This window comes from Paludibaculum fermentans, assembly GCF_015277775.1.
In the GTDB taxonomy this organism is placed as follows: Bacteria; Acidobacteriota; Terriglobia; order Bryobacterales; family Bryobacteraceae; genus Paludibaculum; species Paludibaculum fermentans.
This window is the reverse complement of the sequence record NZ_CP063849.1, coordinates 2,305,907-2,327,871: the sequence shown is the minus strand read 5'-3', so window position 1 is coordinate 2,327,871 and position 21,965 is coordinate 2,305,907. Positions and strand designations below refer to the sequence as shown.

The following is a 21,965-nucleotide window of genomic DNA, read 5'->3' as shown; positions in this document are numbered from 1 at the left end:
TCGGGTCCTTAGCGCAGGCGGGGCATATCGGGGATGCGCGGCAGATCCTTGGGCCGGCTGGCCGGACGTTCATCCGGGCCGACACGGTTCCGCATCACAAAGTCCGGACGCACGGCGACCTCGGCCTTCCCAAGCAGCCGCGTCGCGGTCGCCATGGCCTCGTCAATCAAGGAAGCGTCCATCTGCAGCACCCGCTCGTCCGGTTTGTAGCGGATCAGCCGCATGTACTCCACACCGGGGAGGAACTTCATGTCGATCTGGCCGCCCATCACCCACTTCACCGGGTGCTCCTTCGCGAACGCCTGCAACCGCCCTATCGATTCGACATAGTCCTTGTCATTCGAGATCATGATGCGGCCGGGGAACAGGAAGTGGCCCGTGTGCAGGAAGCCGTTGTAAGCGTCATAGAAGGTGACACCGTCTTTGTGTGCGCCCGGAGTCGGAATGACAGCGATCACCCTTCCGCCCAGGTCGATGCGCCCGGTGCCCGCAGGCCAGGAGTCACTCAAGCCGTAGAACGCCTTCATGCCGGCCAGGTCCAACGGCACCAGTTTCGTATTCGGCCGCTTCAGGAACTGCTGGTAGCCCTGATTCTGGGACAGATACTCGGGCGAAGTCAGCACGACAGTCAGCGGGATGTTCTGCTTGCCTCTCAGATCCCCCCAGCGTTTGAGAATCGCGTCCACGGTCGACCGCAGCGGATAATACTCCGCGTCGGGCGTCGCGCCGGTGTCGATCAGCAGAGCCCCCTCGTTGCCCATCAGCAGGTAGGTGAACGGAGCGTCATAGTGGATCGCGATGTTCTCCCGCAGCAGGTAGGTGTCTTCGTTATAAGTGATGATCTGGATGCGTGGATCCCGGTTCGTCGCCGCGCAGATCGACCCGGAGATCCACTTGAAGCGAATACTGCCCGGCGCCGGTCCCGCCGTCTGGTAGTTGTGATCCATCGCCCTGGCGGAAGACACAGCCAGGGCCAGCGCGAGCGAAAGCCGCACGAGTCGCATGTTGACCTCTCAGAAGGAGAACTGGGGTATCACGCGACGGGGCAGTCGGGGTTCAGCGTGGAGGCGGATTTGACGGTCTATCAGTGGACCGAATGGGCAATGATAGCACGAGCCCGTCCGGGACCCGGATCCTTGCAAGACACGGTTCGCGAACAAGCCGAGAAGGCCCCACGACAGGTCAGATCCGCTAGGTGTTCACACCTTGCGGAAACGGACCGCCTGATACGGCCTGCCCGGCAGTTTCAACACAAACTTGCCGCGGTGGACACCCGGCACGGCTGTGATCGTCATCGTCCACGGATCGATGATCTCCGCCCGCAGGCTCACCTTCTCGGGCAGGTCATAATCCATCTCCGCCGGTTGATGCAGGTCGTAGAAGAACAGGTAGTATTCGTTCTCGCGCGCCGCGCAGGGGTACTTCTGATTCGGCAGCGGATTCAGTCCTTCCGCCGGACCCTCCTCCAGGATCTTGCGCAGGAAGGCAAGCCGCTGCGGGCTCTCGCCGTGCAGCACTCCTCCCTTCGACCACCACAAGACTTCCTCCGGATTCAGGAAGGTCTCGCCATGTCCGCCGTAAGCCCCACTGACGGTCGCCAGCCAGAAGCGCCGCACCATCTCCAGACCCGAAATATTTCCCCACCGTCTGGGAATGTTCCCCTCATACTTGCACTCGTCGAAGATCACAGGTTTCTTGTACGCCCGCAGCCACTCCTCGGTCTTCCCGAACTCATCGCCCTGGATCGACGTGTGCGTCACCCAGGGTTTGCCGTGGTCATAGAGCACCGAGCCGTTGTGGATCGAGCGCAGATGCTGGTGCGGGTCATTCTGCTGCACGATCTGGAAGTAACGGTCCCAGTCGGACAGCTTCTTCTCCTTCACAAAGTCCCACTCATTCGCCATCGACCACCAGACGTTCCGGTACGCCGCCAGTCGCGCCACCAGATACCGCAGGTAGGCATCGTCCACCTCGGGCGGCATCACCTTGTAGCCCCAGCGATCGTAAGGATGGAACAGGATCAGGTCCGCCTCGATCCCCATCGCCATCAACTGCGCGATCCGCTTCTCCTGGTGCTGGAAATACTCCGGCACAAAACGGTCGAAATCGTTTCGATCCCCCTCTCGCGGGAAGGGGTAGAACGGCGGCTCGTTCTTGTTGTAGACGTAATCTTTCGGGAAGATGCACATGCGCATCTTGTTGAACGGACCCGTGCGCAGCGTAGCCAGCGTCTGTTCTTCCAGCGCGTCGGTCTGGTGGCTCCAGGCGTAGCAGGTAGTGCCCACCGGCCGGTACGGAGTGCCGTCCGCATACGCAAAGTGCCAGGTGTGGCTCACACCCACCGGACCATGATTTCCGCCCGAGGGCGCACCGCACGTGAAGCCTCCCGACTTGCCGTCCAACGCCGCGACATTGCTGCTGGTGGTGAAACTCCATTGCCCCAGCGTGTCGGGCATGAACCTGACGCGGTACTGGCCATTCCCGTCGTAGAACCCGTTCACCTCCACCGTGCGATGGCCCAGGCTGAACTTCGCTTGTAGTTGAACGTCTTTGAAGGGATTGCCGCTGGATGGCCCGCTCCATGCAGATGCAAAGATGCCCCAGCGCTCCACTTTGCTGCCTCCCTGGGCTTGCACGGCCGCAGCCGTAGTCAGTCCAAGCAGAGCGGTGGAAAGGTCGCGCCGCGAGAGGGATAGGTTCTTGTTCGACATGGTCAAAGGCCTCATGGCTACAGGCGTTAGGCGCGTAATGCATATTTATGCATTACGTGCTTGATATGCTCAAGCAGCCTATCAACACCCGCCTCGCAGGTCAAGCTCTCCACCCTCCTCCCGCGCGATTTCCACTCCAGGCCACAAACGAAAGGGCCGGCACCCCTACTCGAGGTCGCCGGCCCTTGCCCCCTGCGTGCCGGAAGACACCGGCTATCAGAGCTCAGAAGTACAACTTGGCGCCCAACTGAATCACCCGCGTTGTGATGCCGCGCACACCGCCGCCAACCGTGCCGAATGTGGCCGAGCGGATGTTCAGGTCCACCGTGCTCGGATCCGGGTTGTACTGGTTAAACAGGTTGAAGACCTCGGTGCGGAATTCCACACTGCGCGTCTCAGCGAAACGGAAGCTCTTGTTCACCGAGAAGTCGAAGTTCCACATGCCGGGCAGCCGCACCGCGTTAGTGCGCGGAGAGGTCCCGAACCGTCCGTACGGCGCCTGCGCGAAGGCATCGACGTTGAACCAGCGCTTCCAGGTACGCTGGTCTCCTGCCAGGTTCGCCACCTGGCCCGTCAGGTCGGGCCGCGAGCCGATGCCTGTGCCCGTCGTATCCACACCGAACGTGATCGGGGCAGGGAAGCCCGATTGCGCAGTCATGATGGTCGACGCCTGCCAGCCGTCCAGCAGCAGCTTCTTGGCCCCGCTGGAGTGCTTGAAGAACGGAATGTCGTAGATCAGCGTCTGCACGAAACGCTGGGTCACATCAAAACCCGACACCGCCCGCTCCGCCCGCAGGTTGAAGATGTCCTGCACGTCGCCGATGAACGACCCGCCGCCCACCTGGCCTCCGATGTCCAGCGGACCCGAGATGGACTTAGAGTACGTGTAGGCAGCCAGGAAAGTCACCCCATTCCTCATGCGCCGTTCGCCCTTCAGCTGCAGGGCATGATAGATGGAGTTTCCAATCGATTTGTCAGAGCGTACACTTCGCTGGTAGGCCTGATTGGGCCGCCGGGCATTCAACGACGCCAGGCCCGCCGTCCGCGGATCCACAATCTGCAGCGGCCGGTTGAGATCCTGGAAGGTCACGATCAGCCGTGTCCCCTTCGACCCCACATATCCGGCATCCAGGACGAAGTCGCCGATCAGCTTCTTCTGGATGTTGAAGTTCCACTGCTGGATGTAGCTGTCCCGCAGGTTCTGGTCGTTGCTCACCGCGAAATTCAGGGCTCCGGAGGTAACCGCACCGGCGAAAGGATCGTTGAAGAACACATTCGGCTTGCCGGTGATGTTTCCAGTGATGGTGGCGCCGGCCGTGGCCTGCGCGCCTTCCGCCATGGCGAAGATCGCATTGGAGATCTGGGGCGTGTAGTAGATGCCATACCCGCCGCGGATCACCGCATCGTTTGTGAACTTCGGGCGATAGGCGAATCCGGCGCGCGGGCCGATGTTGTTACGGTCCGGCGCGATCAGCCCGCGTCCGTAGGCCGAGGTCTGCGGCGTCGTCAGGCCCGCCACGATGAACCCGTTCTGCTCCACGTTCACCATCTTGTCGTCGGACTGTTTGTACGGTTGGAAGTAGTCGTACCGCACGCCCAGGTTCAGGGTGAGGTTCGGTGTCGCCTTCCAGTCGTCGTTGACGTAATAGGCCTGCCAGAAGTTCTTCAGGTCGGTGGAGGTGTGCGCCGGATTGATGCTGTCGCTGCGGATGTAGCCCAGCAGGAAGTCCGCCAGCGCGCTGCCCGTATACGTGCCATCAAAGGTGAACGAGCCGCGCGGCGCGCGTGCCTGCTCGAAGGTCACCAGCCGGCGGTCCAACTCCGCGCCGAACTTGATGAAGTGGCGGCCATGCTGCCACGACAGCGTATCGGTGAACGGGATGAAGCTGTTCGACCGGTCGCGCGGACCGATCTGACGCTGCAGGTCGTACATGCTGAAGCTGCCGTCGGCGCCGCTGATGCTGATCGTGGGCGGCCCGAACTCCTTCGGCAGCCGCGATACCAGCGGCAGGCCCATCTTGCCCACCACGTCGTAGCCCGCATCATTGGTCGTGCCGAAGATCTCCGTTTCGCTGAACTTGTGCCAGCCGGCCCGGAATTCGTTGATCAGCACCGGTGTGAAGGTCCGTGTATACGAGAGCGCCAGATTCTGGGTGCGGCCCAGGTTGTTGCGTTCGTCATGACCCCAGAAGGGCACACCCGCTTCGTACGTGTCGTTGAAGACATAGCGCGCCGAGATCACGTCCCGCGACGTCAGGTTGTGATCGACGCGGGCGGTATAAGTGTCCTGCGTGGACACGGCGCTGGCTGGTGTCGAGAGGAAATTGAACACCCCGTTCTGCGTGTTGGCGGTCGGCTGGAAGGCCAGGAACGCCTGCGCCTGGGGGCTCAAGGCCGACTTCGGAATCTGGTTGTTCACAATCCCCACCCCCATCGGATCGCTGAGAACGATTGGCGCACCAGTGCGCGCATTCACCAGCCCGCTCAGGTCGCCATTGCGTTGAGCGTTCGTGGGCACGATGCGATAGGCCGCCGCCGCGCCCTGCGCCAGTTTCCCGGCTTCCCAGTTAAAGAAGAAGAAGGTCTTGTCCTTCCCCTTGTAGACCTTGGGGATCCAGATAGGACCGCCGATGTTGCCGCCATACTGATTGCGGTTCAACCGTGCGGGCGTCGCACTCACTCCGGCAATTGCGTCATACGACTGCGTCAGCGCGTCATTGCGGTTGAACTCCCACAACGTCCCCTTGAACGCGTTGCCCCCGCGCTTGGTCACGATGCTCACCTGGCCGCCAGGAGCGCCGCCGGCTTCAGCAGAGTAGGTGCTGGTTTCCACCTTGAATTCAGCCAGCGCATCCACCGACGGGCTGAACGCGTAAGTCATGGCGTCGTAATCCATGAACTCGACGCCATCCAGGAAATACCGGTTAGCCGTATCGCGGCTGCCGTTCGCCGACATCCCCGTCGAACCAAATGGGGAGTCCTGTGCGCCGATCGACCCCCGGCCGCGCCGCACTGTGATCGAACCCGGCGTACCAGCCTGGACACCCGGAATCAACTGCGCCAGTTGCACGAAGTTCCGGCCGTTCAGTGGGAGTTCGACGATCTTGCCCGAATCAATCACCGTGCCCACGGTGGAGTTTTCCGTCTGCAACGATGCCGCGGACGCTTCCACATTGATCGTCTCGGCGACATCGCCAACCTTCAAAGTGAAGTCGAGACGAGCCGTCTGCTGAATCTGCAAAGTGATCTGGCTCACCTTCTGGCCCTGGAACCCCTTGGCGGTCACGTTCACCGAGTAATCGCCAGCCTGCAGGAAGGCCAGGGTGTACGAGCCCGACGCGTCCGAAGTCGCCTCACGAACCGAGTTCGTGGAAAGGCTGGTGGCGGTGATCGTGGCTCCGGGTACAGTCGCCCCGGTCGCATCGCTGACCGTGCCGACCACCGTAGCCGTCACCTGCTGTGCCAGGCAAGGCAGGCCGAAGCCGGTTGATAGGACCAGAGGGACCAGCAACAGGGCGGCCCGCGTGCGGGCGTGACTGCAGGTCTGCATCAGGGAAAGAACATTCATAACACCCACCTTGTGTTGTGTCGTCAGGGACATAGCGGACGGGTTTCCAGTACAAACGGCGACCGCTTGGTTTATCAAGAGGCCCCAGCATTCCAGTGGGATTGAGTCTGATCTAACCCGACAGTCCACTCAAGTGAATTTACAGTTAGGTTTACTGTAAGCCGGACGGACAACAGGTTTGTTTACACTCAATTGCGTGACTTGGCGGCAGGCTGTATCAAACGGGCGGCCAGCACCTCGAAGGTCTGTGCGGCGCCCCCAACGGCATGCGACCGGATCAGGGCTTCGAAGTGCGGAACCCGTCCCGGCGCGCTGGCGGGCAGCGCTGCCAGCAGCCTCTCAAACCCGCTCCGGGATACCACCGCGTCGATCGCCGCCTCGGTGCCTGACATCCCGGTTCCCGCCAGAAGTAGCACCTCGCCCGTGTTCTGCAGATTGGGCACGAAGGCGACCACCGCCAACGAATCCCGAACGTCCGCATCCCGGGTCAGGATGGAGTAAACCGGCCGTTCACCGGCGAGGGGCTTCCTGTTAACGACCACGTTACCGCCGGTCGCCTGCTCATACTCCACCTGGAAATTGAGCTGGTCGTCGAACAGTTCGGCCCACAGGTTGGCCCGCTTGCTGCCCACCAGGACCAGGTTCGAGGTTTGCAGCCTCCGTGTGGGATAGTCCCGCGCGAAGTGGACGTTCACGCTGCCGCCGTGAATGGTGGCCAGTTGGGCGATGTACTGCACGGCCTGCACGTCGGCATAACTCGTGTAGCGCCGTCCCATCAGCATCTCCAGCGACTTGCGCCGTTCTGGGTCGCGCTCCTTCGACAGGTCCTCCAGCAGGTATTTCCGGCTGAGGTAATCCTGCAAGCCTACCGGATGCTTCACCATGTCCGTATAGAAGCTCAGGCAGGAATCGGCCACCACGATGTCGGTCTCCCGGTTGGCCGTGAACATCTGCTGCCACAAAGGGTTGAGGCCGGATGGCGGCGCCTTGGCCTGCTGCCTCAACTGTAGGTTCCAGAGGAACAGTCCGGCGCAGGCAACGGACAACAGGGCGATCGCCGCCAGTTGGACGCCCGAACGCGGCACATCTACCGGAGGGGGTTCCGTTTCCGCGGCCAGGACAGCCTCCGCTACGGGCGCAATCCGTGGCGTCATCAGCGGAGCGTAGTTGCCGCGCGGAATTTCCAGCAGCCACGGCTCGTCGGCCCCTTCCTGCTTGAAGTACTCCTCCAGTTTCTTGCGCAGTTCCGACACATGCACCCGGACAATATTGTCCTGGCTGGTGTCGTAGTCGGGCCGCCGGCCGAATACGGCAACCCCTATCGCCTGTTCGTGAACGTCCTTTGTTTCGCCCTCAAATGCCTGACGGCAAAGGAATTCCAGGAGCTCCCGTTGGCGCTGAGACCGCTTGAAGGGTTTGCTGGCCAGGATCCGGGCGATGAGTTGCCGCTGGGTTTCCGGGTCTGGGCCCGGTTCTCGAAGGTGCAAAGGTGTCTCGCCAGCCATCCGGCTCCGCTCTCCTGGGGAGAGGTACCGGACAATTCTAGCAGTACCCCGGACCGCCCATTGCGGCCCGTCCGCCTAAGCCAGGAGATCCTTGACCACGTTTCCACCAACGTCGGTCAGCCGGAAGTGCCGTCCCTGGAACTGGTAGGTCAGCCGCTTATGGTCAATCCCCAGGCAGTGCAGGATCGTCGCCTGCAGGTCATGGACGTGCACCGGATTCTCCGTGATGTTGTACCCGTAATCGTCCGTAGCGCCCCAGGTGATGCCCGGTTTCACGCCGCCGCCGGCCAGCCAGACGGTGAAACAACGCGGATGGTGATCCCGGCCGTAGTCGTCCTTGGTGAGCCGGCCCTGGCAGTACACCGTACGGCCGAATTCGCCGCCCCAGATCACCAGCGTGTCGTCCAGCATCCCGCGCTGCTCCAGATCCTGGATCAGGGCCGCGGAGGGCTGGTCGGTTTGATTGCACATCTTGGGCATACCCGCTGGCAGCCCGCCGTGATGATCCCAATCCCGATGGTAAAGCTGGATAAAGCGCACGCCGCGTTCCGCCAACCGCCGGGCCATCAGGCAGTTGTAGGCGAATGTTCCGGGCTTGCGGGCGTCCGGACCGTAGCTGTCCAGGACGGTAGAGGATTCCTTCGACAGGTCGGTCAGCTCCGGCACGGAAGTCTGCATCCGGAACGCCATCTCGTACTGCGCAATCCTGGTCGAGATCTCGGGATCTCCGGTCTCCTCCAACTTCAGCCGGTTCATGCTGTTGAGCGTTTCCAGGTAGGTGTGGCGGTTCTCCTCCGGGAAGCCATCGGGGCTGGTCAGGTACAGCACCGGATCGCCCACCGACCGAAACTTGACGCCCTGGTACCGCGTTGGCAGGAAGCCGCTGCCCCACAACCGGTCGTACAACGGCTGGCCGGTCCCGTTCGACCCGGGTGAAATCATGACGACGAAGGCCGGTAAGTCCTTGGTCTCGGCGCCCAACCCGTAGGAAACCCACGATCCCATGCTCGGCCGGCCGGCGATCTGGAATCCCGTCTGGAAGTAAGTCACCGCCGGATCGTGGTTGATCTGCTCGGTAAACATTGACTTCACAAAGGTGAGTTTGTCCGCAATGCCCGCGGTCTTGGGCAGCAACTCGCTCACCAGCGCGCCGGACTGCCCGTGCTTCGCAAACGAGAACTTGGACGGCACAATGGGGAAGCTGGACTGCGAAGCAGACATTGTCGTCAAACGCTGCCCCTGGCGCACCGACTCCGGCAGGTCCTTGTTCTGGAACTCGACCAGCCGCGGCTTATAGTCGAACGTTTCCATCTGCGACGGACCGCCGCTCTGGAACAGGTAGATGACTCGCTTGGCCGTGGGTTTGTGATGCGGGAGTCCGGTAAGTCCCTCGGCTTTCAGCAGATGGGACAGCGCCGCCGTACCCAGCGCACCCGGAATCCGTTGTAGTAGTTGGCGTCGGGTCATCGTCCGGATCACTCCTTCGTAATCGCCTCGTCCAGATTGAACAACAGGCTGGCCACGGCGGTGTAGGCCGCCAGGGTTTCCGCCGGTAAGGCGTTGTCGACGGGCGCTTTGCCCTGTTTCAGGTACTTCTCGGCTTCGCCGGGGTGCGCCGAATAGTAGCTGGAGAACCGCAGCAGCGCCGAACTGATGTACGCGTCTTCCCGAGCCTTCGGGCTCCGTCCCAACACCAACCGGAACGCTTCGTCGATCCGGGCTTTCGGCTCGGCCGCCTCGTGGAGCACCCGCTCCGCCAACTTGCGGGAAGCCTCCAGATAGAGCACGTCGTTCATCAAGTCCAACGCCTGCAAGGGCGTGTTGGTCCTCGTCTCACGCACCACGCAGGTTTCGCGGGTCGGCGAATCGAACGTGATCATGCCCGGAGCCGGTACCGTCCGCCGCCAGTACGTGTAAATGCTGCGCCGCCACAATCCTTCGCCTTCATCGGCTTTGTACCCGCTGCCGCCCTGCAACTCCTGCCATAACCCCTCTGGTTGGTACGGTTTCACCGACGGGCCGCCGACTTTCTCGACCAGCAGGCCAGACACCGACAGAGCCTGGTCCCGGATCATCTCCGGAGCCAGCCGGAACCGCGGACCCCGCGCCAGCAGCCGGTTCTCCGGATCCCGCTGCTGCAAGTCAGGAGTCACCTTGGAATCCTGCTGATACGCAGCGCTCATCACCATCGTTTTGAGGATGTGTTTCACATCCCAGCCGCTATCCATGAACTCGACCGCCAGCCAGTCGAGCAACTCGGGATGCATGGGCCATTCGCCCTGGGATCCGAAGTCCTCCACAGTCTTCACTAGTCCGGTACCAAACAACATCTGCCAGTAGCGATTCACCGTGACCCGCGCCGTCAATGGATTGCCGCGGTCCACCAGCCATTTCGCCAGGCCCAGCCGGTTCTTCGGCCACTCCGGCTTCGGGCGCGGCAGGACTCCAGGAACGTCCGGCGACACCGTTTCCCCGTGGGCATCATATGCTCCGCGCTTCAGCAGGAACGACTCGCGCGGGGTGTCGCGCTCCTTCATCACCATCACCGTCGGGACTTTGGCAAGGTACTGAGCCTGCTCGATTTCGAGGGCGGCGAGGGCCTTCCGGGTCGTGGTGAACTCCTCTGGCGCATGGCGCTCCAGGAAACAGAAGTGCAGTTTGTCGCCCTGCGCTTTCGTGCGGCGGGCAGCAGGCATGGCGGCAATCTGTGAAACCGAGTCCGGCATCGGGAGAACCGCGGCTTCCTCCTCGCTCAGCGCCACATTGTAGACACGAACGTCCCGGATCGAGCCTTTGAACCGGAGTCCGCCACCGCCACCGATGCGGAACGGTTGCTTGGTCTCCAGCGGCCAGATGGGCTGGTCGAAGAGGATCTTCAGCTTCTGCGGAACTCCATTGACGTAAATCTTGACGCGGGAGGCATGCATGCTTCCGTCGTAAGTCACCGCGATATGCTGCCACTCGTTCAGCTTCACCGACTCGACGGTCTCGACCCGCATCGCCAAATCGGTCCACCGGAACGTGGCATGGAACCGCAGTTTTCCGCCCATCAGATGGACAAAATGACCGGTGCCTTCCAGGTAATCTTCGCCGCGCGACAACACGGCCCCGTCCGGCGCTTCGGGTTTGATCCACGCCGCGAATGTGTACGGATCGTGGAAGTTGAAACCTGCGACCTTGTTCCCGACCTCCGTCTGCTTCTTCCCGTCGAAGTGCTCTTCGTCAAAGACCCGCAGGGTCATACCGGACGTCGGCGTCCAGTCCTCGTCTTCCCTGGCGGCCAGCCGCTCCCACTTCTGCTGGGCGACCCGCGATGCCGGCTCCATTGACCCGACCCGGACCTTGGCGGCTTCGATTCGTTTAGCAAAGTCATCCAACTTCCCCTGCTGGTCAGGGAGCGGAGCCTTCATATACGGCTCTTCATTGCCGAAGTTGTACACGAAGCCGCGTTCCGGAACGTTGTTGAAGTACGCGAAAAGCTGGTAGTAGTCCTTCTGGAGAATGGGGTCGTACTTATGGTCGTGGCAGCGGGCGCAGCCGACGGTCATGCCCAGCCAGACAGTGGAGGTCGTCTCAGTCCGGTCCGCCACATACTGTACGCGGAACTCCTCATCGACGATCCCGCCTTCGGCCGACGTGCTGTGGTTGCGGTTGAAGGCCGTCGCGACGCGCTGCGAAACCGTGGCGCCCGGCAGCAGGTCACCAGCCAGTTGCTCGACCGTAAACTGGTCAAACGGCATGTTGTTCCGGAAGGCGTCGATCACCCAGTCGCGCCAGCGCCACATGTCCCTGGGACCATCCGACTGGTAGCCGTTCGAATCGGCATACCGCGCTGCTTCCAGCCAGCGGATTGCCATGCGCTCGGCGTAGCGCGGCGACGCAAGCAGGCGATCCACTACCTTCTCATAGGCATTCGGTGCCGAATCGTTGACGAACGAGTCCACTTCCTGCGGCGTCGGCGGCAAGCCGGTGAGATCAAACGACACCCGCCGCAGGAGGGTGGCTTTGTTCGCTCGCGGCGAAGGCTGAAGGCCCTCCTGCTCCAGCCGGGCCAGGATCCAGCGATCGATTTCGTTGTGGGCCCAATCTTGCCGCTTCAGTGCGGGAACGGCCGCCTTCTGCGGCGGCACCAGCGACCAGTGCGGCTCAAACTTCGCACCTTCTTCAATCCATCGACGCAGGATCTCGATCTCACGAGCCGACAGCGGCTGGTGGCCCAGGTAGGCCGGGGGCATGCGTTTGGCTTTGTTTGGTGAAGTGACGCGAAGGTAGATCTCGCTATGGGCGGGGTCACCGGAGGTCAAGGCCGTGCGGGCGCTATCTTCCTTATCCAGGCGCAGTTTGCTCTTGCGGCTCGCGCTATCCGGGCCATGACAGGTGTAGCAGCGATCCGACAGGATGGGCCGCACGTCCCGGTTGAAGGAAACGTTTGCGCAGAAAGCCGGCAGGCCGGCCATAAGCAGGATACAGAACAGGCGCCCAGACACACGTCCCCCAGACGATCGCAATTCTGCCACAGTATATCGAATGAGGGATTGTTCACAGTGAACCTGTCGCTCTTTCCAGCGGAACCGGCCTTCCGCGACCGGCTCGGCGCCCGGTTGCGCGCGTTGGCGGCGGAGGGCGTGTACTTCGGCACCAGTTCCTGGAAGTACCCGGGTTGGTTGGGCCAGGTCTATACGCCGGAGCGCTACTTCACGCGCGGCCGCTTCTCGCAGAAGAAGTTCGAGACCGAGTGCCTGACCGAATACGCCGAAGTTTTCCCGGCTGTCTGTGGTGACTTCTCGTTCTACCAGTTCCCATCCACAGATTACTGGCAGAAGCTCTTCGCGGCGGCGCCCCCCAGCCTCCAGTTCGCATTCAAAGTGCCCGAGGAGATCACAGTCAGGGAGTGGCCGACGCATCTACGTTATGGAGCTCGCGGCGGGTTACTGAACGAATCGTTCCTGAATGCAGACCTCTTCCAGAACGCCTTTCTGCGGGCGTTGGAGCCTTACCGGCAGCGCATCGGCACCCTGATCTTCGAGTTTGGGACCTTGCCCAAACGGCACTATGACGGGGTGGAGGCGTTCGCGGCCGACCTGGGTGCTTTCCTGGAGCAACTGCCGTCCGGGTGGCGCTATTCCGTCGAGATTCGGAATAAAGAGTTCCTGGATGAACAGTATTTCCGGGTCTTAAGAAACTGTAATGTGGCCCACGTCTACAACTCGTGGACCCGCATGCCGGAGCTGCCCGAACAGCTCTCCACCCCAGGCTCCTTCACGGCCGATTTCGTGGTCGCCAGAGCCTTGCTGCGGCACGGCCGCGCATATGCGCAGGCAGTGGAGAAGTTCCAGCCCTACAAGGAGATCCAGGAGCCCAACCCGCCCGCCCGGGAGGGTTTGAAGGAGATTCTGGAACGCGCGCGCAACAAGCACCAACTGGCCTTTCTCTTTGTGAACAACCGGCTGGAAGGCAACGCGCCGGGGACGATCGCCGAGGTGGCCGGCCTGGACGCTGTCTAAGGATTCATCCGCCGCATCCTTGGCGCCCCGTGGCTGGTGGATAGGCTGAGTTTCCCATCATCTTTACCTCAGCTTTACCTGTTTCGGGCAGCACGCCTGGACAACAGTGTCATAATCGTGCCATTGGCTCGATTGAGCTTTGGCAGGCTCTCAGCTGCTCTGGAGGGGGTAAATGAGGAATCCGGTTCGTGTTTTGGCTGCAGCTTCGCTGCTATCGGTGTCTCTGTGGGGCGGGAAGCTGATCGCGCCCGGTCCGGATGACGTTTTGACCCCAGACGAGGTGGTGATCCGGCTCAAACCGAATGGAGTGATCTCCACGGTGCTGGCCGGTTTCAATAACACCGTTTCCGTCGCCGCCGCCCAAAGCAACCTCAACCTGTACCTTTTGAAGGTGCCCTCGGCGGTCCGGGACGTCATTCTCCAACAGTTGGCCGCGCTCAATGAAGTCGAGTACGCTGAGCCGAACCGTATCCGCACCGCCTCCGGCATCACCCCGGACGACACCTCCTTCGCAACACAATGGTGGCTCAGCAAGATGCAGGCGACCGCCGCGTGGAGCATCTATCCCGGCCGGTTCCCGGCCGCGGGCGCCTTCGGGACCCGGGTCAGGGTCGCCATTCTGGACACCGGCGGCAATTGCACCCATCCCGATTTCATCAACAGCGGCGGAACGGGCACCGATATCGGCAGCGGCGGACAGTTCAACTGGGCGCTCAGCCAGGCGTTTGTGGCCACCACGGCGGTCGGCGCCGCCTGCCCCTGGCAGGACGACCATGGACACGGGACCCACGTGGCCGGAACCGTCGCATCCGCCACGAATAACGGCACTGGTGTGGCCTCTCTCGGCTTTCCGGCTGAACTGGTCATCTTCAAGGTTCTGAACTACCAGGGCAATGGCAACGACTTCACGATTGCGCAGGCGATCACGGCGGCAGCGGACGCCGGCGCGCGCGTCATCTCGATGAGCCTGGGCGGCACCGGCTACTCGCAAGCCCTGCAGGACGCCGTCAATTACGCCTGGAATCACGATGCCCTGGTGGTGGCCGCGGCTGGAAACTCGAACAGTTCCGTCCTCTTCTACCCCGGCGACGCCAACTACGCCATGGGCATCGGCGCCACGGATTCAGCCGACGCGCGTGCCAGTTTCTCCAACTTCGGTTTCGGTTTGGACGTCATGGCGCCCGGAGTCAGCATCTACTCCACCTATTTGAACGGCGGGTATGCCACGCTGAGCGGCACCTCCATGGCGACGCCGAATGTGTCGGCCCTGGCTGCCCTGATCCTGGCTGCCACCCCGAATCTCTCGGTCGATGCCGTTGTGCAGCGCATTGAAATGGCGGCGGATACGACCACCGCGAACGGGCTGTGGGATGTCTACATGGGCTTCGGCCGGATTAACGCCTACAGCGCGCTGAGCGGGATTCTGCCGTCCAAGGGCGGCGGCGGGCTGGTGGGCCAGGTCGTCGATCCGGTGGGGAACGCCATCAGCAGCGCCGCCATCGGCATGGGCGGGCTGAACGGGAGCACCGACGCCAACGGCCTGTTCCGGTTTGCGAACGTACCGCCGGCCACCTACACGTTCACCGCTTCGGGCGGGGGCTACCCGGCCCGTTCCCAAACCGTTGTGATTCCGCCCGGCGCCGACACGCATGTCCGCCTGGAACTTGGGGTTTCGACAGGGGTTTTCTCGGGCACCATTCGCGACGGCGCCACGCCGCTGCGCAACGTGGTCATCCAGGCGCTCAGCGGCGGCCTGGTCCGCCAGGCGACGGTCACCGACGCCAATGGGCTCTACACCCTGACCGTCATCGCCGGCACTTACGACCTGCGCATCAGCGCCGTCGGCCGCTCGACGCGAATCTCGGCCGGTGCCGCGGTGGCCAGTGGGGCCACCACCACGGTTGATTTCGACATGCCGGCCCTCGGCACCATCACCGGAATCGTCACCAACACCAGCGCCGCCGCCGTTTCCGGGGCACAGGTCACTGCTTACAACACGACAGACTCAGGCGGCGCCTCCACGGCCGCGAACGGCAGCTACACTACGCTGGCGCTGCCGGCCGGTACCTATACGGTCGTAGTCAGCGCCCTGAATAATCTGCCGCTCACCGTCAACGATGTGGTGGTCGCCGACGGGGTGGCTACCCCGCTGAATATCCAACTGACCTCCACCGCCACGGTCAGCGGGTTGACGCTTTCTCCGACGACGATCGGCGGTGGCGGCGCCAGCGCCGCAAACACGATCACGCTCTCCGCTCCGGCCGGATCAGGCGGTGCGGTTGTCACGCTTACCAGCAACAAGCAGCAGGCGGCCATGCCTCCGGCGACCGTGACGGTGCCGGCGGGCGCCACGATCTCCAACCCGTTTACGATCACCACCTCGGCGGTTGCCGTGAACACCCTGGCCACCATCAGCGCCACCCTGGGCGGTGTCACCAAGACCGCCAATCTCACCGTGGTGCCTTACCTTGTTTCCGCCCTCTACCTCTCGCCCACGACAGTAGGCGGAGGGGCGACAACCACCGCCAATCGCGCGCAACTGAACGTCGCGGCTCCCCCTGGTGGAGCGGTCCTCACCCTGGCCAGCAACACGCCCGGGGTCACCGTGCCGCCCACGGTCAATGTTGCGGCCGGTGCGCTCCTTTCCGACTACTTCAGCATCACGACCACCGCGCTGGCCGCACCAGTCCAGGTAATCATCACTGCCACCTATGGCACCGCCTCCAAGACGGCCACCCTCACGGTGAATCCGACCAGCTTGATCAGCTTTACGGCCGCTCCGTTAACCACGGCAGGCGGCAAGGCGCTGTCCAGCGCCAGCGTGAAGTTGGACAGCCCGGCTCCGGCCGGCGGCGCGGTGGTGCAACTGTCCTCCTCTGACCCCTCGGTGCAATTGCCCGCCACGGTGACCATTCCGGCCGGCGCAACAGTCTCCGCCAACATCCCCATCACCACTTCCATCGTCAGCGTGACGACCCAGGCGGTCCTCACTGCTACTTACGCTGGAGGCTCGAAGACAGTGACGATCACTGTGACGCCTCCGGCCCTGAGCGCGTTCTCGCTTGCGGCCACGATCGCGGGCGGCAAGCCGATCACCAACGCGCTGGTCACAATCACCGGCCCCGCTCCGGTTGGCGGCCTCGCCGTGACGCTGGCCTCCTCTGACCCGGCGGTGACCCCGCCCGCCACCATCACCGTACCCGCGGGCACCACGACTTCCGGCTACTTCCAGATTCCCACCAGCACGGTCGCCGCACCGGTCTCCGTGACGATCACGGCAGTGGCTGGCGGTGTGACCAAGACGGCCACCGTCAATGTGAAGCCCTCCGCCCTGCTGACACTCACCGCCAGTCCCACGACACTCACGGGCGGCAAGCCGATCACTTCAACCGTCACCCTGGATGGGCCGGCCGGTCCCACCGGCGCCGTTGTCACCTTGTCGTCCACGGATCCATCCGTGAAGCCGCCCGCCACAGTGACCGTGCCCGCTGGTGCGACCACGTCCGGCAACTTCACGGTTCCGACGAGCTATGTCTCGGCCTCGACTTCCGTTACGCTGACGGCGACGCTGGATGGGAACTCGAAAACCGCGGCCTTGACGGTGAAACCCGCCGCACTGCTGACGTTCTCAGCCAGCCCGCTCTCAGTCTCCGGCGGAAAGCCGATCACCAGCGCCACTGTCACGCTGGACGGACCCGCTGGTCCGGCTGGGGCCGTGGTCACCCTGGTTTCCTCCGATCCCTCAGTCACCCCGCCCGCCTCAGTCACTGTTCCGGCCGGTGCGACGGCTTCCGCTGCCTTCTCGATGCCCACGAGCAATGTCTCTGTCCTGACGGCGGTGACGGTCACCGCCACCTACAGTGGAGTTTCGAAAGCCGTGGCGCTGACAATCAAACCGCCGGCCCTGAATACTCTCACAATCAGCCCGGTGCTCATCACCGGGGGCAAGCCGATTACGACGGCTAGCCTGTCGCTGGACGGGCCGGCCGGTCCCTCAGGCGCCACCATCGCGCTGACGTCCACGGTTCCGTCGGTCGTTCCGCCGTCTACCGTCCTTGTGCCGGCGGGCGCCACTTCCTCCGGCAACTTCACCATCAACACCGTGTGGGTAGCCAGCAACACGCCGGCGACCGTCACGGCTACCTATGCCGGTATTTCGAAATCGGTGATCGTCACGGTCAAGCCCCCTGCGTTATCCGGATTTAGCGTGGCGCCGGCTACGCTGAGCGGTGGAAAGCCGTTCACCGCCGCCAGCTTGACGTTGGATGGCCCGGCCGGTCCGGGCGGGGCCGTGATCACGCTGGCCTCTTCCGATCCGTCCGTGACGCCGCCGCCCACGTTCACCATACCCGCGGGCGCCACCACGTCTGGCAATTTCAGCCTGCCCACCAGCGCGGTGAGCACGACGGTCTCCGTGACCCTGACGGCAACCCTGGGAGGGGCAAGCAAGACCGTCGTGGTTACGGTCAAGCCAACGGCCCTGGCCGGTCTCTCCATCACACCCACAACGATCTCGGGCGGCAAGGTGATTACCGCCGGCGTCGTGACCCTGGACGGGCCCGCGCCTCCAGGCGGAGCGAGCGTAACCGTTCAATCGTCGAGCCCCTCGGCCACGCCGCCAGCCACCGTGACGGTTCCGGCCGGCGCGACAAGTTCCGCTTACTTCAGCATCGCCACCAACTGGGTCACGTCCAACGACGTGGCGGTCATTACGGCAAGCTATGGAGGTGTGAGCAAAACGGTCAACGTGACCGTGAAGCCGACTGACCTGAGCACGTTTAGCGTCGCCCCGGTCTCGGCGAAAGGGGGCACCAAGATTACCGTGGGTCTCACTCTTGATGGCCCGGCCGCCGCCGGTGGCGTGGCGATCTCCCTGGCTTCGTCCAATCCCGCGGTCCCGCTGCCCGCGACCCTGTTGGTGCCGGCCGGCGCCACCAGCGCCAGCCTGTCGGTGACGACCTCCGCCGTCGCCGCCTCCACGCCCGTGACCCTGACGGCGAGTTACGGCTCTGTCATCAAAACGGCAACTGTCACGCTGACTCCTTAAGCCGTTTCGGTGGCTTGCGGAGCCCGCTCCTGCGACAGCAGCCAAAGTCCCAGGACCATCACGACGCAGCCCGCGCCGATGATGGTCCAGGGGACGTATTTCGAGCCGCCCAGGCCGAGTTCCTCGATGATGTTCTTTGATCGGGCGAGCACAGCCATCAGCCCGTTGTTGAGGGCGTGGCAGATGATGCCCGCCGCCAGCGACCGCGTCTTCCACACGGCGTACCCGAAGGCGACACCCAGCGCAAAGGTCGGCAGCAGACGGTAGATGGAAGCATGCGCCAGGCCGAACAGAAGGCCCGTGGCCAGGATCGCGGGCCACATGCCGAGACGGCGGAAGCCGCTCAGGATGAGGCCTCGGAACAGGGCCTCCTCGCACAGCGCGGGAATGAGGCCCACCAGCACCAGGGCCTGCCACAACGGCGCCGGTTTGTCATCCAGCAGCAGCAGGCGTTCCATGGCCTTCTGCAGGGACTCGGGCGGGGGCAGCAGGCGCACCAGCAGGCCGCCGGCGACCGTCCAGGCCGACAGGCCGATGAGCACGCAAGCGGCGATGGCGCGCAGCGACGGCATGCGCAGGGAGAACGTCTCGACGAAGTCGTAGCCCTTCAGCCGCACCAGCGCCAGGCAAGGCAGCAGGAAGAAGCCGAACTGCATCACGATCAGCACGGTGGGCAACCCGTACTTCGTCAGGCTCAGGCTGCCGTAGAAGGCCATGACCAAGGCGACGGCAAACACCAGCATCGAGACGGCGGGCGTGGGCCGGGCGCCCGGGTGGCGCGAGAAATCGAAGACGCCGGAAAAGTGCTCCTTGCCGCCCAGCAGCAGGGAATTGCGTTCGAAGATGTGAGCGGCGAAGACCAGCGCGATGGAGGCATAGCACAGCGAGCTGAGCATGACCAGGAACAGCGTATCGGCCGCCCACTCACCCAGAAACACGCCCTTGATCAGCAGCGCGATGTTCACCACGGGCACAAAGGCGAGATAGCCGTTCAACTCGATGCCGGGCGTCATGGTGGCGACCAGCGGCACCAGCAGGCTCATCAGGATCGGGGTCAGGAAGTTCTGGCCATCCTTGAAGTCCTTGGCAAAGGCGCCGACAGCCAGAAACACCGCGTTGATCATCAGGGAGATGGGCACCAGCATCACGAAGGCGATCAGGTAGGAGGAGGCCGGCACGCTGGTCTGCATGCCCGGGATCAGCTTGAGCCGGGTGAACGTCAGCGAGAGGCTGAGCAGGTTGACGACGGTGGCGATCATGGCGATGCTCCACACCGCCAGGAACTTGCCGCCGATGATCTCCAGCGACTCGACCGGCGCGCACAGCAGGGTCTGCATGGTGCCGCGCTCTTTCTCTCCGGCGGTCATGTCGATCGCCGCATAGAAGCCGCTCATCGCCGAGAAGAGGATCAGCATGTAGGGCAGCAACATGCCCACGAGCATGCCGGACTTGCGCTGCTCACTGGCTACGTTCGTGTTTTGGATCTCGATCCCGGTGGCGAAACCGGCCGGCAGTTTGTTCTGCGTCTCCCTGACGGCCAACAGGTCCAGGCGGTATTGCCGCAGGTGGTCACTGATGCGGTCGCGCGCCTTGCGCGAATCGGGGCGGACTGAGTCGAAGAGAATGCTGGCGACGGCCATGTCCCCGCGTTGGAGCCTCACGCCGAAATTAGGCCAGGCGATGAGAATGGCGTCCGCCTTGCGGTCGAGGATCGCCTGTTGGGCGGCCTTGGCCCACACGGCGTCGGGCATCTTCTTCGGCACGGGCGGCTTGTCGTCGCCGTCCAGGTCGATGGGCGGGCTGGGCGGTGGCTTGAGCTGATCCATCTCCAGGCCGGCGCGCACCATGTCGGTGGCTCCCGCCCAGGGCAAGAGTTCGATCTTGCCCGACTTCAGCATGCGCTCCTGCGCGTCCAGCGGCAGGGTACCCCACACCGCCACACGAGAAGCGCGGGCCGCCTGGGCCGCTTCCTGGCCTTCCTGCAGCCGGCTGAGCCCGATCATCAGGAGCGGGTAAAGCAGGATGGGCAGGCCGATCATCATGAAGATCGTGCGGCGGTCGCGCAAGGCCTCGCGCAGCTCTTTGCGGTAGATGGTGAATACCGTGCCGGGTCTCATGCGGCCCCTCCGTTGCGGCGTGCGCCGATGTTCTTCAGAAAGGCGTCAGTCAGGTTCGGGCAACCCGAGCGTTCCAGCAACTCGGGCACCGTACCTTCGTCTACAATGCGTCCCTGGTGCAACAGCGAAATGCGGTCGCAGAGGTACTCGGCTTCGCCCATGATGTGGGTGGAGAAGATGACCGCCCGGCCCGCCGCCTTTTCGCGGCGGATCGCTTCGACGATGAACTGGCCGCTGACGACATCCAGGGCGTTGGTGGGTTCGTCCAGGATCAAGAGGTCCGGCTCGTGGAGAAACGCCCGCGCGATGTTGGCGCGCTGCTTCTGGCCCGAGGAGAGGGTGCCGCAGGGACGGGACGCAAAGGAACCCATTTCGAGCTGCTCGACCAGTTCCTCGATGCGGTGGTGCAGCGCCCGCTCGTTCATTCCGTACAGGCGCCCGAAATACTCCAGCGCCTCGCGCGGATTCAGCCGCTGGTAGAGCTGCGTGTCGCCTGAATGGAAACCGATCTTCGACTTGGTGGCCAGCGGGTCGCGCGCGACGTCGATTCCGTTAATGAAAACCTCGCCGGCGTCGGGTGTAAGGATGCCGGCGATCATACGCAGGATGGTGGTCTTGCCCGCGCCGTTGGGTCCTAGCAAACCAACAACTTCCCCCGCGGCAACCGATAGGCTGACGCGATCGGCGGCGTGCACCTGGCCGAAGGACTTGGTCAGCCCCTCCGCCCGCATGGTCTGATTCATTTGACTTCCCAATGATCGGTTTCAAATCGGGCGAAGGACTCGTTCCAGGTCCCGAATTTCGTGGCCATCTGCCCGCCGTCCACCAGCAAGGTCGTACCAGTGATAAACGAGGCTAACGGCGAGGCGAGGAAGGCCACCGCGTTGGCCACTTCGGCGGGCAAGCCGCCCCGGCCCAGCGGGATGTGCCGGAAGTAGTCTTTCAATACCTGGGGCTGGGCGAAGTGCGACTCGGTCAGACGGGTGCGGATGAGTCCGGGGCAGACCGCATTGATGCGGATCCCGTAGGGACCCAACTCGCCCGCCGCTGTGTGCAGCAGTCCCAGCAGCCCCGCCTTGGTGGCGTTGTAGGCGATCAGGTCAGGCTCGCCGTCATACGAATTGGTCGAAGCGGTGAGGACAATCGTGCCCTGCCGCCGCGGTTTCATCTGGCGCGCCGCCAGTTGGATGGTGTGGAAGGCGCCCGAAAGATTGATGGCGAGCAGGCGGTTCCACTGCTCGGTGGTGGTCTGGTCGAGCGGAGCCACGGTGACCGCGCCCGCGTTCGCCACGACGATGTCGAAAGGTCCTTGCGAATCAAAGACCTGAGCCAGAGATTCCGCGTCAGAGACGTCGACGGGGGGCGAAGATTCCAGGTCGGCCACCGTGACCTCCGCTCCGCAGGATCGGAGTGCTTCCGTAATCGCAAAACCTATCCCGTTACTGCCGCCGGTGACCAGCGCTTTGGCGCCATTGAGTTCGAGCCGCATGAAGGACGATTGTAGCGGGAATCA

At 63.3% G+C, this 21,965-nt stretch carries 11 protein-coding genes; 2 read left to right on the top strand and 9 right to left on the bottom strand.

Going from position 1 to position 21,965, the window contains the following annotated elements; genetic code table 11:
• Nucleotides 1-8: 8 nt before the first annotated feature.
• From IRI77_RS09225 to IRI77_RS09200, 6 genes are all read right to left on the bottom strand, one after another.
• Nucleotides 9-1,004, bottom strand: a complete 996-nt coding sequence (locus IRI77_RS09225; protein ID WP_194451781.1) for an MBL fold metallo-hydrolase — start codon at nt 1,002-1,004, stop codon at nt 9-11.
• Nucleotides 1,005-1,199: 195 nt separating this feature from the next.
• A complete protein-coding gene (locus tag IRI77_RS09220; RefSeq protein WP_194451780.1) occupies nt 1,200-2,711 on the bottom strand; it encodes a DUF5060 domain-containing protein in 1,512 nt (503 codons plus the stop codon).
• Between the two features lie 223 nt (nt 2,712-2,934).
• Nucleotides 2,935-6,312, bottom strand: a complete 3,378-nt coding sequence (locus tag IRI77_RS09215; protein ID WP_228486656.1) for a TonB-dependent receptor — start codon at nt 6,310-6,312, stop codon at nt 2,935-2,937.
• Nucleotides 6,313-6,467: 155 nt separating this feature from the next.
• Nucleotides 6,468-7,784 carry a helix-turn-helix domain-containing protein gene (locus IRI77_RS09210; RefSeq protein WP_194451779.1) on the bottom strand — a complete coding sequence of 439 codons (1,317 nt, stop codon included), beginning with the start codon at nt 7,782-7,784 and terminating at the stop codon, nt 6,468-6,470.
• Between the two features lie 75 nt (nt 7,785-7,859).
• The gene (locus IRI77_RS09205) at nt 7,860-9,251 is read right to left on the bottom strand and encodes a DUF1501 domain-containing protein (RefSeq protein ID WP_194451778.1); all 1,392 of its coding nucleotides are present in this window, start codon (nt 9,249-9,251) and stop codon (nt 7,860-7,862) included.
• An 8-nt stretch (nt 9,252-9,259) separates the two neighbouring features.
• On the bottom strand, nt 9,260-12,241 hold the full coding sequence (locus IRI77_RS09200) for a DUF1553 domain-containing protein (RefSeq protein WP_194451777.1): 2,982 nt from the start codon (nt 12,239-12,241) through the stop codon (nt 9,260-9,262).
• Between the two features lie 87 nt (nt 12,242-12,328).
• Here IRI77_RS09200 and IRI77_RS09195 point away from each other — a divergent pair, with 87 nt between their 5' ends.
• Both IRI77_RS09195 and IRI77_RS09190 read left to right on the top strand, forming a co-directional pair.
• On the top strand, nt 12,329-13,288 hold the full coding sequence (locus tag IRI77_RS09195; protein WP_228486655.1) for a DUF72 domain-containing protein: 960 nt from the start codon (nt 12,329-12,331) through the stop codon (nt 13,286-13,288).
• Between the two features lie 172 nt (nt 13,289-13,460).
• Entirely contained in the window at nt 13,461-18,335 is a 4,875-nt protein-coding gene (locus IRI77_RS09190) for a S8 family serine peptidase (protein ID WP_194451775.1), read from the top strand.
• On the opposite strand, the gene IRI77_RS09185 is transcribed toward IRI77_RS09190, so the two are convergent.
• Genes IRI77_RS09185 through IRI77_RS09175 form a run of 3 tightly spaced genes read right to left on the bottom strand, consistent with a single transcriptional unit; the run spans nt 18,332 to nt 21,941 of the window.
• The gene (locus tag IRI77_RS09185; protein WP_194451774.1) at nt 18,332-20,452 is read right to left on the bottom strand and encodes an ABC transporter permease subunit/CPBP intramembrane protease; all 2,121 of its coding nucleotides are present in this window, start codon (nt 20,450-20,452) and stop codon (nt 18,332-18,334) included. The two genes, IRI77_RS09190 and IRI77_RS09185, sit on opposite strands and share 4 nt — an antisense overlap.
• Nucleotides 20,449-21,195: an ABC transporter ATP-binding protein gene (locus tag IRI77_RS09180; RefSeq protein ID WP_194451773.1), complete on the bottom strand. Its 747-nt coding sequence runs from the start codon at nt 21,193-21,195 to the stop codon at nt 20,449-20,451. Before IRI77_RS09180 ends, IRI77_RS09185 begins: the two co-directional genes overlap by 4 nt.
• Entirely contained in the window at nt 21,192-21,941 is a 750-nt protein-coding gene (locus IRI77_RS09175; RefSeq protein ID WP_194451772.1) for an SDR family NAD(P)-dependent oxidoreductase, read from the bottom strand. The genes IRI77_RS09180 and IRI77_RS09175 overlap by 4 nt, the downstream gene beginning before the upstream one ends.
• Between the last annotated feature and the right edge of the window lie 24 nt (nt 21,942-21,965).